At 40.8% G+C, this 14504-nt stretch carries 9 protein-coding genes and 1 pseudogene; 3 read left to right on the top strand and 7 right to left on the bottom strand.

All coding sequences use genetic code 11. The annotated features are described in order from the left end of the window. Positions 1-41: 41 nt before the first annotated feature. The 3 genes from KZZ04_RS10070 to KZZ04_RS10060 form a co-directional block, all read right to left on the bottom strand. On the bottom strand, positions 42-2711 hold the full coding sequence (locus tag KZZ04_RS10070; protein ID WP_138529366.1) for a family 20 glycosylhydrolase: 2670 nt from the start codon (positions 2709-2711) through the stop codon (positions 42-44). A 20-nt stretch (positions 2712-2731) separates the two neighbouring features. Continuing rightward, positions 2732-3769, bottom strand: a complete 1038-nt coding sequence (locus KZZ04_RS10065; RefSeq protein ID WP_058404549.1) for a cupin-like domain-containing protein — start codon at positions 3767-3769, stop codon at positions 2732-2734. An 85-nt stretch (positions 3770-3854) separates the two neighbouring features. Beyond that, complete coding sequence (locus KZZ04_RS10060; RefSeq protein ID WP_138529364.1) at positions 3855-6518, bottom strand: TonB-dependent receptor; 2664 nt, start codon at positions 6516-6518, stop codon at positions 3855-3857. 451 nt (positions 6519-6969) lie between these two features. On the opposite strand from KZZ04_RS10060, the gene KZZ04_RS10055 reads away from it, so the two are divergent. Then, the gene (locus KZZ04_RS10055; RefSeq protein WP_138529362.1) at positions 6970-7986 is read left to right on the top strand and encodes a LacI family DNA-binding transcriptional regulator; all 1017 of its coding nucleotides are present in this window, start codon (positions 6970-6972) and stop codon (positions 7984-7986) included. Positions 7987-8146: 160 nt separating this feature from the next. Here KZZ04_RS10055 and eat read toward each other — a convergent pair. The 3 genes and pseudogenes from eat to KZZ04_RS10040 all read right to left on the bottom strand — a co-directional run bounded on the left by eat (position 8147) and on the right by KZZ04_RS10040 (position 11880). Further along, a pseudogene (eat, locus tag KZZ04_RS10050) lies at positions 8147-9559 on the bottom strand (ethanolamine permease). A 54-nt stretch (positions 9560-9613) separates the two neighbouring features. Beyond that, a complete protein-coding gene (eutC, locus tag KZZ04_RS10045) occupies positions 9614-10477 on the bottom strand; it encodes an ethanolamine ammonia-lyase subunit EutC (RefSeq protein ID WP_219422632.1) in 864 nt (287 codons plus the stop codon). Further along, the gene (locus KZZ04_RS10040; RefSeq protein WP_138529358.1) at positions 10477-11880 is read right to left on the bottom strand and encodes an ethanolamine ammonia-lyase subunit EutB; all 1404 of its coding nucleotides are present in this window, start codon (positions 11878-11880) and stop codon (positions 10477-10479) included. Before KZZ04_RS10040 ends, eutC begins: the two co-directional genes overlap by 1 nt. A gap of 215 nt (positions 11881-12095) precedes the next feature. Here KZZ04_RS10040 and KZZ04_RS10035 point away from each other — a divergent pair, with 215 nt between their 5' ends. Together KZZ04_RS10035 and KZZ04_RS10030 are read left to right on the top strand one after the other, a co-directional pair. Continuing rightward, positions 12096-13064, top strand: coding sequence for a helix-turn-helix domain-containing protein (locus tag KZZ04_RS10035; RefSeq protein ID WP_058404544.1), 969 nt, complete (start codon positions 12096-12098; stop codon positions 13062-13064). 511 nt (positions 13065-13575) lie between these two features. Further along, positions 13576-14139, top strand: a complete 564-nt coding sequence (locus KZZ04_RS10030) for a cytochrome b (protein WP_058404543.1) — start codon at positions 13576-13578, stop codon at positions 14137-14139. A 31-nt stretch (positions 14140-14170) separates the two neighbouring features. On the opposite strand, the gene arfA is transcribed toward KZZ04_RS10030, so the two are convergent. Continuing rightward, positions 14171-14371, bottom strand: coding sequence for an alternative ribosome rescue factor ArfA (gene arfA, locus KZZ04_RS10025; RefSeq protein ID WP_058404542.1), 201 nt, complete (start codon positions 14369-14371; stop codon positions 14171-14173). Positions 14372-14504: the final 133 nt, after the last annotated feature.

Here is a 14504-nt window from a genome sequence, read left to right as displayed (position 1 = left end):
ATTATGTTTCTACACCCCTTATAATTTAAGGGGTGTGTATGCTACGGCTGTGTTACTTTTAATGTACGACTAACACGACCAGATACTGGCAATTTGGTACGCACCCACACATCTTGAGTTACTTTTACCGGCGCATTATACGTCTGCCATTGTCCTCCGGCTTGCATATATTCTATTAGCAAACCGGGGTAAGCAACGTTAGCGTACAACATGCCGTTTTCAATTTTGGCTCCTGCGTTAGCAATGCGAAAGTGCACATTTGCCCTCTCTAACTTATTAAACTCTTTAAGCCCTAAACTAGCGGCAAACGTTAACCATTGTTGGTCTCGCTGCTGCTTCAGTGAAGACGTAAAACGCTGCGTATTTCGGCTATAAACAAAGCCATCATGATCGTAAGGCACCGCCCATTGCGCTTTGTGCCATGCGCGTTGTGCTAACGATAATAAACGAGGAAAAAGCTTATACTCAGCCATATTATTGGTACGGGTATTTTCGCTCCATAACTGACCTTGAATACCAATAAATTGCTTACCTTTTTCAAGCGGTGCAAACTCAACTTCACCTGCATCATTTTTTATAACCGTGTCGTTTGCGGTGTAAGGCCTATCTTCTCTGTCTAACCAAAATTCGGCGTGTACGGGTAAATTATCAGGCATAAATTGAAATACTTTTTCTGTATTAATATGCCTTGAAGCCCAGTAATAACCGTGCTCTTGAGGATCGGCTTCATAAGGAAAATCAAAATATAAAACATCTGGTGATGACACCACTACCTGCCAATTACGATTAGCAAATTGGTGTGCGCGCTGGTGGCCATTCCACATCAGTAAATCCCAACTATTACCTTGCACAATGTTAGGCATATTATTTGGGTTAGTATGCGATAGGCCATCACTCCATGCAGCTGTTTCAATATTCATGTCAGCTAACATGTTCGACACACGCTCTATAAAGTAGCTACCTAATTGCTCAGCTTTGGTAAACGGCAAATTATTTTGTTTAATAAACTCAGTACACGCTGGAGACGATACCCATGCACCCGCTGTTTCATCTGCACCTATGTGATAACGCGTTAGCGGGTGCTGCGCTTCATTATGAATTATTTTAACTTGCTCCATAACTTCGCGTATAAACGCATACGATGAATCTAAACATACATTGATGGTGTTATCGTTGTAATGCTGTACCGAAGAATACACGGTGGTATCGAGCGGATCATAAAGTAAAAACTGTTCAGCTTTTTGTTTATCACCCTGTTTTATGTACTTATTATAACGAGCTTGCATAGCCTTAATAGCCGCTCGCGAATGACCTGGCATATCTAATGAAGGAATAACTTGAATATGTCGCGCACTCGCAAATTTAAGGATTTCTTGGTAATCATCCACTGAATAAAAACCATTAACCGGGCTAGAAGTATCTATACCAGCACCAAGTTGTGGCATTAAACACTCCTGCTCTGAGAGGTCAAAACAGCGTTTTGAAGCAACATCAGTAAGCTCTTCAAGAGAAGGGATTTCTAAACGCCAACCTTCGTCATCGGCTAAATGTAAGTGTAATTTATTAAGCTTATATGCAGCCATTTGATCAAGTAACTTTAATATAAATTCTTTGTCTTGAAAGTTACGGGCCACGTCCACCAACACGCCTCTAAATTCATAATGAGGAGCATCGTTCACCTGACCTATTGGCAATGTTGTATTGTTTACTTGGTATAAACTCGCCAAGCTCTGCAAGGCATAAAACACACCAGATTCATCAGTGGCGCTTATATTTATTTCACTGGCATTAATTGCTAATGTATAACTACCTTGTGAGCCATCTTTTGTCGGTGTTAAATTAAGATTTACCGCAACACCAGATTCACTTGTCGTTAAACCCAATAATTTAAGTCGCTCAATGGCCGCAGTTACCCCTTTTTCATTTACATCATTGAGGTTAAAGCGTAAGCCTTGGCTAATATCTAGCTCTTGTGTTTGACTAAATGTAGCCTGAGTTGGAGTAGGAATGATGTGCTGTGCTACTTGTTTATTTTCATCTGTTAAATAAGGTGAAAAATCATACTTTGTGTTCCGCTCAAACAAACGTTCTGCTGTCAGCCATTGTGTTTCATCGTTTTTAGTACGCTTAAATTGTCGCTCGTAATCACTATAAGGTACAACATGAGGTAATAGCTCTAAACCTGTCTCAGGGTCAACAGTGGGCTTAGTGCTTGTAATTACCTTGGCGTACTCATTATGGTTAACCAAAATATAATTTGGGATTGCATCACTTTGCGATAACGACCAAAAATTAGCATAAAACGTAATAGTTTTGGTTTCGCCTGCTTTAAACCCCGTAAACGCCTCTTTTAACTCAATTACATGAAGGTCACCATTAACATGAGTAATAGTAAACTCATCACTGAGAGCCTGTTGAATAGGCGTAATTTGACTAAAGTAAATTTTCCACCCATCCACATTAACGGCACCACTTGCCTTAATGTGTAGCTTTGCTTCAAAGCAATTACCGTTTTCAATGGTTTTATCGCAGTATTTTGACGGTCTATTATCGACTTGTTCGTACTGTATTTGTAGCATATTAGCGAGTGACTCTATTGCGCTATTACTCGCTTGAACCAGTTCAACATTATGTTTGTGTGTTTTTGTGTCCTGACACGCTGTTAAGCTCAATGCTATACAGCCTGCTATCAGTAATGATTTGAGTGTCATTGCCTGTATCCTTTAATCTATTAACTGAGCTGCTTGATAAGCCACTGCTTAACTTGCGCTCGTTGTTGACTTGTAAGCGGGTTTAAAATTCCTTTAAGCTGTTCAGGAATATGCTGATTTTGCGCCTCTTCAAAGTCAAAAATATGGTAGTTAAAAAAAGCCTGCCACGCTTTTTTTTGAGCTGTGGGTAAATCTCTAATGGCCATAATTGATAACAATAATGCATCCATTGGCACGGGTTCGCTGCTCTTTGCAATAGACCCGCCCGACCAATAATTCATCATCATATTTATAGGACTTAATGCCTCTACATGATGCCACCACAAGGTAGGAATATATAATGCATCCCCCGGTTGTAGCTGAGCGACAAGTGCCTCATTGAGTGCTTGCTTAAACTTGGGGAATTTTTCAAAATCGGGATTATTTAAATCCACCATTGAAACTGGCGCACCCGCTGGCGTATGCTCAATAGAGCCTACATACAAATTTGTTATTTGATGCGGTGCAAATAAAGTAACCTTGCGCTCACCAGCAATTACGCAGGCAATATTTTCTGCATCATCATAATGAGCCACCACCGTTGACTGATTACCCAGCCAAAATCGCGGCTGTGGTTTATCTGCAAATAATGCCATAGTGTGAGTTGTTGCAAGGTCATTAAAATAATCAACAACTGGGGCACTTTGAATAGCAACAGCACCAGCGTTATTACCCACCTTTATTAACTCTGCATTTTGTAATAACACCTGCATAAATTGCATAAAAGGTGCAACTTTGCGGGTAAAGTTAAATCCATCACGCGCTTTGTTATAAAAAAACTGAGGTGATTCACTTCGCGGTATTTCAGCCATTCGAACACTGCCACCCACATAATGCTCGCTTAACATGTTAAGCCAAGCATGAGGGTTCTCGCCTGTGCAGCTAGTTACTTGCTTTACTAACGGCCAATCACTTATCAATCCTTTTAAAATAGCGGGCTCGGCTAGTGGTGCTATGTCGTTTTTAAACATAGCTGGAGTTACATTATGCCAAGTTGCGACCTGTTTTAAAGCACGCATAATTAAAGACCATAATCTGTATCAAGGTGATTAATAACCAAAAGCCGAGCTAAACTCGGCTTTTGAAATGCTTATTCATATTAACTTAAAAGTTAACACGAATACCTGCCACATAACGGCGTCCATTAGAGTAAATAGACATAATGCGTTCTTCATTCGTGTTGTACTCAACAATTTCTTCATCTGTTAAGTTAACCGCTTCTAAAGTAAGCGTTACGTATTCATTTACATTATAAGAGGCGCTTGCATCCCACTGGCCAAAGGCGTCATTGAAAAGCTCATCACCATTAAAGTGAAGACCTTTATACCAGTCGCTTCGGTAGTTATACATAATGCGCGCTTGGTAATCGTCGTTTTCGTAATATGCCATTAAGTTAAGCATATTTTTCGATGTCCCTTCGACTAAGCCACTTCCAACCTGATTTGTATCGCGCTGCTCATCAGCACTTGCATCTGTGTATGTATAGTTCGCTGATACACCAAAACCACCAAAATCATGTTGTAGTCCCAGCTCAATACCTTGAATTGTGCCACCTAGCCCATTACCCGGCTGTGCAAAATCAACAGGAACAAATACTTCGTTTTCCTGATCATAACGGTCTTCTGTTACGGTAACGGTAGAACGCAATGAGCTTAAGTCTTTAGCAAAGTAAGCAACCGATAGCATTGATGCCTCGTTGTAATACCATTCCCATGACAAATCAAACTGATTTGAAATAGTGGGTGCTAAGTTTGGATTACCACGGCTACCTGTGCCACGACCACCGGTTAATGAACCGAAGGTTTCTGACGATGAAATATCGGCCCAATTTTGACGAGCCATAACACGTGCAGCACCGATACGAAGTATTTGCTCTTCAGTTAGATCAAAAGCAATGTTAAAGCTTGGTAAAAACTCAGCATAGTCATTATCTTGGCTTACCCAGTTTAAAACGCTTGGCGTTAACCAATCACCATTAATTGTATTTAAGCCCCACGAATCACCTGAAAATTCATAACCATAAGAGGTCTGCTCGGTGCTTACATAACGCATACCTACATTACCTCTGAAACCCTCTCCAGAAAAATCACCTTGTACATACAGCGCTAAAATATCTTCTTCTACTTCCCAAATTTCGGCTAAATTATCGTGAATTGCATAACTGGCAGATATTCCATTTAAACCGTTAAAGGCAATTTCTTCCATTAGTTTACGGTTATGTGAAACTTGCTCAGTAATATTACCAGTCACAGCAGCATCAATACTTGTAGCGCCATTGGCATCTAAGCCACACGTTGCAAGCGTTGGGCAGGTGTCAAAAATGTGATCTAGATAATTGTCTGAATTTGCACCACCGTCGGCAAACGGTGCATGCCAACTATAAGCATGACGCCCTTGAGTTCGCTCTGCTTGGCGATATTTAACACCTGTTTTTATTGCTGTGAATGGGCCAAACTCAACATCGTATGTTAAATCGGCCTGAGCAAAGGTTTCTTCATCGGTAGTCGGTTTTGCCCCGCCCCAAATCCATCCAGCTGCAAAGTTATTACCATCGGCGGCGTTAACACCCAAATTTACATTGGGTGTACCCGTTAAGTCGTAATCATAGCCTGAGCCAACAGCAACATATTCCCAAGACGTTTCACGGTAAGTCCCCCCACTCGCTGCGGTTTTACCTAGCTCAAAATTAAGGCTGTAACCGTCGCCTTGGTAGTCAATATCAAGATGTACTTGATCTGTTTCAGTACTTGATACGCGATTAATGTAATTGTAAGCATAATTACCGCCTGCGCTTGATGCTAAAATAGCGCCATTTTTAACTTTAGTCGCATTAGCAATAATTTCAGCGCGGTCGCCAAACGCAAAATTAATTAAGTTAGAATTTTGATTGTCTACATCCATTTGCGAATCTAGATAATTTAACGTCATTAATAAGTTATCGTTCGGTGCGTATTGGAGGGTTGCAAATAAGGTTTCGCGCTCCCGGCTTTGAATAAATTTAGGTGCACCAATGTTACGAGGTACAATATACTCATCATCGTCGCTTTCAACCCAACCTAGCACTTCAAAACCTTGACGCTCTAAATTACGTTCTTGCTTAACAGCCGATACCATAACACCCAATGTTTCATCGTCATTTTTCCACGAATACATTCCCGCTAACTGTGGGTCTGTTTCGCCAGATGTTTCTGAATACTGCCCTTCTAATGACAAACTAACTGAGTTGGCATCCATATCCAACGGGCGGCGTGTTTTAAGTACAATAGTGCCCCCTATAGAGCCCTCATCAATACTTGCCACAGGTGATTTGTTCACCTCAAGTCCTTTTACAATAACTGACGGTAGCATGGTGTAGTTAAAGCTTCGGTTTGCTTCATCTAAAATAAACCAATCAGCAGTACCTACCGTTTGACCATTTAACAATGTTCGGTTGTATTTTGGGCCAGCACCACGAATACTGATTTTTTCACCTTCACCAAATTCACGGCTAACTGCAACACCAGTAATACGAGACAGTGTTTCAGCAACGTTTTTGTCAGGGAACTTGCCAATGTCTTCAGACGTGATCACGTCTGACACATTTGAAGAAAAGCGTTTTGCATTAAGGTTTTCTTTTAGTGAACTGCGGATCCCTTTAACCTCAATAACTTCCATTTCTTCTTGTGCTAATTGCGCATCTTGTGCAATGGCCGCAGCAGATAGGCTACCAGATAAAATAAGTGCAATTGAACTAGCTAGCATTCCCTTTTTAAACAGTGAATTTGACATTGGTTTCCCCTTATTGGTGTTTCATTTTTTTTAGTGTTCTAGTGTCTGAGTGTCAGTATTTTTTATAAATAAACAACGCGCTACGGTGTCATGTCATTGTGTGCCAAACCTCATGACAGCGTTGTCATTACGGAGCGACTTTACACCGTTTTTATTTTCATAGCTACATACGAGCGCAAAAAAGATACAAAATATTTACATAATAAATCATATAAATTACATAATGTGTTGTATTTTATAAATAATAAATTAGTCATTTTTTTTATAAAAAATTTCAGGATTTTCATGATCTGCGATACCCATTCAATAAATTAACTATCAATCTCAACGGATGTCTTTATAATTTGTTCATTAAAAATGATATCCAATGCGCAGTTATCGCTATTTTAACTGTCGATATTAACTAATGAATTAGTGCCAAAAAAAATAATATTAAAGGTCTATTAAGCTTATGAAAGCAACAATAAACGACGTGGCAAAAGATGCAGGGGTATCGATAAAAACGGTATCGCGAGTAATAAACAACGAAGCGTCTGTGCGTGACAATACGCGTGAAAAAGTCATGGCGTCGGTTGAAAAGCTAAACTACCATCCAAACTTAGCAGCAAGAAGCCTTGCAGGAACAAAAGCTTACAGTATTGCTTATATTTACGATAATCCTAATGCCTATTACATCATAGACATGCAAAGAGGTATTTTAGATGCCTGTAAAAAACAAGGCTTTGAGCTACTCATTCACCCATGCGATGCGAAAGAAACACGAATAATAGATGAAATTACCGACATGGTAAAACGCACGCGAATTGCAGGTATTTTACTCACACCGCCCTTTTCAGAAATGCCCAATTTTGTAGAAAAACTCACGCAGTTAAATATTAAAGTTGTGCGCATACTATCGGGCCACAGCGCTCCAGATACGTTAACACCGTGTATTATGATTGACGATAACTGCGCTTCGAAATCTATTACTGAGCATTTAATTAATAATGGACACACCCGTATTGGTTTTTTAGCAGGTGGCTCAGAGCATAACTCAACTAAAGAACGATTAGAGGGCTATAAAGCAGCTTTAACGCAGCATAATATTGAAATAGACTCGCAGTTGATCATTGCCGGAGAGTACTCGTTTGAGTCAGGTGTTGAAGGGGCTAAAGTATTAATAAATCAAACCAACCGGCCAACCGCTATTGTGTCTTGTAACGATGAAATCGCTGCAGGTGCGCTATTTGCAGCGCGCTTAATGGAAATTGACATACCGAGTCAATTATCAATTACAGGCTTTGAAGATAGCCCGTTTTCGCGCCAAACATGGCCTAAGCTTACCACTGCTCACCAGCCTAACAACCAAATAGCGCAAGATGCTGCTAACTTATTAATTGCGCAAATTCGCAATGGCAACGAACGCGACATTATCAAGCAATATACCCCTGAACTGGTAGTTAGAGATTCAACCGCCCATATTGACTAATTCAGAAAAAGCAGGCTAAAACACTGTTTTTAGCCTGCCTTATCGGTTTATACCAATTCGTTTAATTAACTGATCTATTTTGAGGGTGGTAAAACGTGTTGAACGTTTAGCCCCGCAAAATGATTAAGTATTATTGCAGATTGGTATTCCTTAACCTTTATTACCCCTCGTTTACCGCCATTGCTAAATCAGATTCTGCATCAGCTAACATAGCAAATTCTTCATCAGCCGTTTTAGCCATTAAATGCTTAGAGCTGTAGCCAAAATAATATGCCGCACCCAATGCAAATAAAATTACCGTATATAAAAACGCTCGAGGGTCAAAGGCGTATACACCTGTAAGTGCAACAAGCGATAGTACAAGTGCAATACCCGATGTAACCACACCACCAGGCGTTTTATAAGGGCGAACTAATTCAGGTTGCTTAATACGTAGCATAATATGGCTTAATGCCATTAATGCGTAAGATACCGTTGCACCCACAACCGCCATTGCCAACATTAAATCACCTTCACCACTTAGTGAGGCAATAAAACCAAAAATAGCAGGCACTATTAACGCACGAGCCGGTACTTTACGCTTTGTGGTAATTGACAAAGATTGTGGTAAATAACCCGCTCGTGAAAGGGCAAACACTAAACGGCTATAACCATAAATAATAGAAAAAAACGATGCGACCAACCCCGCTAAGCCTAAAATATTGACCACCGTGGCTAAGCTTGTATTACCCGTGGCGTTCAGCGCATCAACTAAAGGTACTGCACTTGCTCCCATGGCGTTGGCACCAGCAGCACCGGGCACTAACACCACGACTAACAATGCAGTGAACAGTAAAAATACCATTGCTCCAATAATGCCTTTTGGCACATCTTTAGCGGGATTTTTTGCTTCTTCTGCAGCAAGTGGTACACCCTCAACGGCTAAAAATAACCACATAGCAAATGGCAGTGCGGCCCATACGCCATACCAACCTAAGGGTAAAAACTCAGTTGCGCCAGCGGCGTCGCTGACCGCCACATCAAATAAATTAGCTGCGTCAAAATTAGTTACAAGCACAACCGCAGTGGCAACAATAGCAAGCACCGCTAACCCACTTATTACCATCATCACTTTTAGTGCCTCACCTACACCCGCTAAGTGAATGCCCACAAATGCCAAGTAAAACAGCGCATAAACCCACGGGCCATTAAACCCAGTTAATGCTTCTACCGCAGAGCCAATAAATATAACAATAGCGGCGGGTGCAAGAGCATATTCAATTAATACGGCAAGGCCTGTTAAATAGCCACCAGCGGGGCCCATTGCTTGGCGAGCAAAACTGTATCCGCCTCCTGCTGCAGGTATAGCTGCTGACATTTCAGCCAGCGAAAGTACCAATGTTAAATACATAATTGCCATTAGCACTGCTGCAATGGCAAAACCACCCCAACCCGCCTCAGCTATGCCAAAATTCCAACCAGCAAAATCGCCCGATATAACATACTACACCCCTAGACCGGCTAGTAATAACCAGCCTGCGGTACCGCTTTTTAATTGCCTTTTGGCAAGGTATTCTGAATTATTATTCGACATTGTTATCTCCGTTGATGCTTCATTTTTATTGTTTTAATTTTTAATTGCTTACTATTAGCCAATTAAAAAGTGGGTATTAGGTTGCTGATGTTCAATTACATTATCTTGTGTTCGATCTTTTAGGTTAACGCCTGTTAACTTGAGCTTTTTGGCCTCGCGTACTAAATACACAGCACGGCGAGCCGCCTCTTCATAAGACAAACCCGCAGGTCGAATATTTGAAATACAATTTCGGCACGCATCGTTTAACCCTTTTTTTGGCGCCCATGTTAAATAAAGCCCCAAACTATCAGGCGAGCTAAGCCCTGGGCGTTCACCTATAAGCACCATGACTATTTGCGCATTTAATAACTCGCCAATATCGTCGCCAATGGCTACACGTCCTTGTTCTACTAAGGTTATTGGCGCTAGTTTAAGTTGCTGACTTTTGCCCAGTTGTGCCAACAGTTCACTAATAAATGGCTGCGCATTTTTTTGTACTGCTAGTGACGAAAGACCATCGACCACGACAAGGGCCAAATCGTAATTTAAAGGTGTGGTTTGCTTTTGCTCTGCCATAAAATCAAGCAAAATATCTTGGCTTTTTTTACTTAACTTACGCCCTAAATCAGGGCGTTGAAGATAACTTACTCGATCAACCGCTTGGCTATGTAAATGCAAAATAGGAGTGCGGGGAGTTAAAACACTAAGGCTATTTTCCATTTGATTAATATCCAGCGGAAAACTCACTGCATCGCGGGCTTGGGCATGAGATAACTGAAACGCCAGCATTTCTGAAGTCGGTAAACTAATCCCGGCTCTACCAAGGCCAATTCGCGCATCAGTAAAGCGGCGTAAATCACTCCACGGATTATGTACCACCTTGCCATTACTTTTATGATTGGTGTTTACATTTAAAGCTTTAGGGTTATTTGCCATTAGTTCCCTCCTGAAATCGCGTTAAGTGGCTTTACAAACGCCGCAGGTAATGAGTCTGACAAAGTCACATTTTCAGTGCTTTGCATTATTTTCATCTTGCTCAGCCATGCCTCAAATTCAGGTGCGGGTTTTGAACCCAGTACACGGCGTACATACAACGCATCGTGAAACGACGTGGTTTGATAATTCAACATAATGTCGTCAGAACCAGGGATCCCCATTACAAACGAACACCCCGCTACACCTAATAACGTAAGTAAGTTATCCATGTCGTTTTGGTCGGCTTCTGCATGATTGGTGTAGCACACGTCACAACCCATAGGAATACCAAGCAACTTGCCACAAAAGTGGTCTTCCAGACCCGCGCGGGTAATTTCTTTGCCATCAAATAAATACTCTGGGCCAATAAACCCCACAACTGTATTAACAAGTAACGGATTAAACTTTCTTGCCACAGCATATGCTCGTGCTTCACATGTTTGTTGATCAAGCCCATGATGCGCATTTGCTGAAAGCGAGCTACCTTGCCCGGTTTCAAAATACATCACATTGTTGCCCACCGTACCGCGCTTTAAGCTAAGCGCGGCATCTTGCGCTTCAGCGAGCGTATTTAAATTAAAACCAAAGCTTGTGTTTGTTGCCTCTGTGCCCCCTACTGACTGAAAAACCAAATCAACTGGTGCGCCTGCTTCAATGCATTCAATCGTATTAGTTACATGAGTCAGCACGCAGCTTTGTGTTGGAATTTCGTATTTTTGTATAACATCATCCATTAGCGTCATTAGCTTAATGGCCTGAGCTACATTATCGGTGGCAGGGTTTATACCTATTACCGCGTCACCATTCCCGTAAAGCAAGCCATCCAACATGCTGGCCGCAATCCCATTAATATCATCGGTTGGGTGATTAGGTTGTAAACGCGTTGATAAATGCCCGGGCAAACCAATCGTATTTCTAAATGCACTGGTTACGTGGCATTTTTTAGCAATTAAAATTAAATCCTGATTACGCATTATTTTGCTAACTGCTGCGGCCATTTCAGGGGTTATTGCGGTCCTTACACTGGCTAATACCCCTGGGGTGGCAAAATCACTCAATAACCAATTACGAAAATCCCCAACAGTTAAATGCGCTATTGCCTTAAATGCGTGTGCATCGTGATCGTCTAAAATTAGACGTGTTATTTCGTCGTCTTCGTAAGGAATTAACGCTTCATTTAAAAATGTTTTAAGTGGCACCTCAGCTAATGTCATTTGTGCCACGGCTCGTTCTTGCGCCGACTGCGCAATAACGCCAGCCAACCTATCGCCCGAACGCTGCGCGGTCGCTTTAGCCATCAATTCGGCTAAATCTCTAAATTGGTAGGTTTTTGTACCAAGCGTGTAGCGATACGTTTGCCCCATTCTTTACCTCATCTAACTCTTTCAAACCTTGGTACAGGTTTTGCTACAGCATTATTTATAGTTATTTGTCATTTAAGTACTAAAAGCTTAATTCGTACCAAAGCACTATCGAATTTTGGCAAATCGGTTTTTTAAATATAATTCAGTAACTTAAAGTATTTAAAACACGGTTAAAGTTCCTCAATAAGCAATACAAAATAAAGAGCGAATCCAAAATGGCGCATCAGCATTTATCTAACGCACCACAAAAGAGCAAAGTACATACTCACGATATTGATGAACAAGCAAGTAACCTAATCAATTGGCAACAAAAGTATGATCAGGTCAGCGAGGGTGGCTTTTTTGGTTGTATTGAAGGCGTTGCCCATTCTAATATTCACGTATTTGAAGAGTACACAGAGCGTGCGCTTCGCCAGCAATGTGTTATTGCCGATGACTCTATTTGGTTGGGTATTCCTAAAACATCGTGCGAAAGTAAAATTAATGGCTTAGATGTTCTAAATAACCAATTTATGTGCCGCAGTAGTCACAGCGATTTTGAATTAATAACACCTGAAAAATTTAATATTTATGGGGTAGTGATTAACTGGCAATCAATTGAATGCATGGCGCAACTACACGGTATTAATTTACAAAACATAAATGCCTTCGGCGCAGAGCGACTCACAGTAAATAGCCCAACTCTCAACAGAGCGCGCAGTATTATTAACAGCATGGTTAATCATGGTGCCCATGGTTTAAACGCCAATTTACAACAAGAAATGCTTTACATGCTTGCGCTAAATTTATTAAAAACTGAAAGTCAGCAGCACAACATTGCGCCAAGTTATAAGCATCGCAAAGCCGTGGTAGACAAAGTAAAAGAATATATTAAAGCTGATCCACAGAGCACAGTGACTATTACACAGCTATGCGAACTCACACATGTTAGCAGGCGAACTTTACAGTACAGCTTTGAAAGTATATTAGGTATTAACCCGCTGCGATTTTTACGCTTATCGCGTTTAAATAATGTACGGCGTGAACTTAAATTAGTTGGTCAAACCAAGTCAATTTCAGTCATTGCTGCAAACTGGGGGTTTTGGCATGCAGGGCAATTTGCTAAAGACTATACGCAGCTTTTTGGTGAGAACCCATCAAAAACCATAGCAAATAATTTAAAAGAAAGTGACTTAGATTATTAGATGCTGCGCATCCCGTGTAAGCAACCTCTACGCCTACCGCCAAATTTAACTCAACGGTAAAATTCCCTGTAGACGCGCAGCTTGCTGGCGTGACGAGCGATAGCTCGTAAATAAAGCTAATGCATTCACAAAGAGATTAAGAGGCGCTTCGCTTTTAGAGAAGTAAATAGCATCTTGCGCGAGCAAGCTTCGCGCCTGCAGCTTTCACTTCTCATTTACTCCTCATTCTCTTCTCTTTGTGCATTTTTATTGAAGATCAATAAGTCAAAAATAGGGTTTTAAGTGCTTTGCAACATCTAATAATTTAAGTAATTAGATGCTCCGCATCTCGCGTGAGCAGGCTCTTCGCCTACCGCCAAACTTATCACCGAGTAAATTATTTTGTATTTGCCAATTTCGTTAACCCTACTTTGACCCTCTATAATTTAAGCTAACTGCATCAATGTAGCTTGTTCAACTGTATAACTACATATTCAAAACTTTTTAAGTATTAACGTTAGGAATAAACTGTATGAAACTTATAAAAGATACACCTCTCACGCTGAGCAAAACCACAATCAGCCTACATTGGATTGTAGCGGTGCTTATTATTGGGTTATTAGGCTCAGGGCTGTACATGGAAAACTTTAAAGCGTTTTTTCTAATGAGCTGGCATAAATCGTTTGGGGTATTACTCTTTGCTTTTGCTTTATTAAGAGTAACGTGGCGCATTATAAATGGCTGGCCAAAACACACTAATACCCATCCACAGTATGAAATGATACTCGCTAAAGTTATTCACTACGTATTGATAATTAGCATGTTACTAATGCCAATTTCAGGATTAATAACCTCTGGTATGGGCGGGCATGGCGTAGACTTATTTGGGCTAGAAATTATTCCGCATAATCCTAACCCAGAAAACCCACAAAAAAGCATGCCATTTAGCGAAAGCTGGTCAGATTTAGGTAAAACCGTTCACGGTATTACAGCAAATGCGCTTCTTATCGCGTTAGGTTTACATATTGTGGGCGCCTTAAAGCACCATATTATTGATAAAGACAACACACTTACACGTATGTTTGGCAAAAAATAGGCACTTAAAAGTCTTATTTGATCGGTGCTATTTAAGCCGCGATTAAATAAGACTCTCGTCCTACGTGTTTGCTGCTGCGTTTAAACGAGCCTTTCCCTTTTTTAGCTTTTACCACTTGTGGTTTAAACACTTTAGAGGTTACTAAAGCCGCCAGCGCATTATGATTAATAACCCCACGACCGGTGTCTACTGCGCTTTTATTTACCGATTTGTTATTCGATTTTTTAGCCATTTTATTTCCTATAGATTGAGTACTCACTAACAACAGTAAGTCCTTAAAGAAGTGGCGATTGTATGCCTAATTTTCAACCTTGCAAGTATTTTTATCATTACAAAACGCTGTTTTTTCATAATAAATAGGCATA

Origin of the sequence: Pseudoalteromonas sp. CR1 (assembly GCF_019392235.1) — a bacterium.
GTDB lineage: Bacteria > Pseudomonadota > Gammaproteobacteria > Enterobacterales > Alteromonadaceae > Pseudoalteromonas.
Note: the sequence above shows the minus strand (reverse complement) of the source record. Positions and strands in the feature narration are given on the sequence as shown.

What these genes read in the sequence shown, in the direction of transcription:
- KZZ04_RS10070 (WP_138529366.1), bottom strand. Translation starts at nt 2,711, where the DNA reads ATGACACTCAAATCATTACTGATAGCAGGCTGTATAGCATTGAGCTTA.
- KZZ04_RS10065 (WP_058404549.1), bottom strand. Translation starts at nt 3,769, where the DNA reads ATGCGTGCTTTAAAACAGGTCGCAACTTGGCATAATGTAACTCCAGCT.
- KZZ04_RS10060 (WP_138529364.1), bottom strand. Translation starts at nt 6,518, where the DNA reads ATGTCAAATTCACTGTTTAAAAAGGGAATGCTAGCTAGTTCAATTGCA.
- KZZ04_RS10055 (WP_138529362.1), top strand. Translation starts at nt 6,970, where the DNA reads ATGAAAGCAACAATAAACGACGTGGCAAAAGATGCAGGGGTATCGATA.
- eutC (WP_219422632.1), bottom strand. Translation starts at nt 10,477, where the DNA reads ATGGCAAATAACCCTAAAGCTTTAAATGTAAACACCAATCATAAAAGT.
- KZZ04_RS10040 (WP_138529358.1), bottom strand. Translation starts at nt 11,880, where the DNA reads ATGGGGCAAACGTATCGCTACACGCTTGGTACAAAAACCTACCAATTT.
- KZZ04_RS10035 (WP_058404544.1), top strand. Translation starts at nt 12,096, where the DNA reads ATGGCGCATCAGCATTTATCTAACGCACCACAAAAGAGCAAAGTACAT.
- KZZ04_RS10030 (WP_058404543.1), top strand. Translation starts at nt 13,576, where the DNA reads ATGAAACTTATAAAAGATACACCTCTCACGCTGAGCAAAACCACAATC.
- arfA (WP_058404542.1), bottom strand. Translation starts at nt 14,371, where the DNA reads ATGGCTAAAAAATCGAATAACAAATCGGTAAATAAAAGCGCAGTAGAC.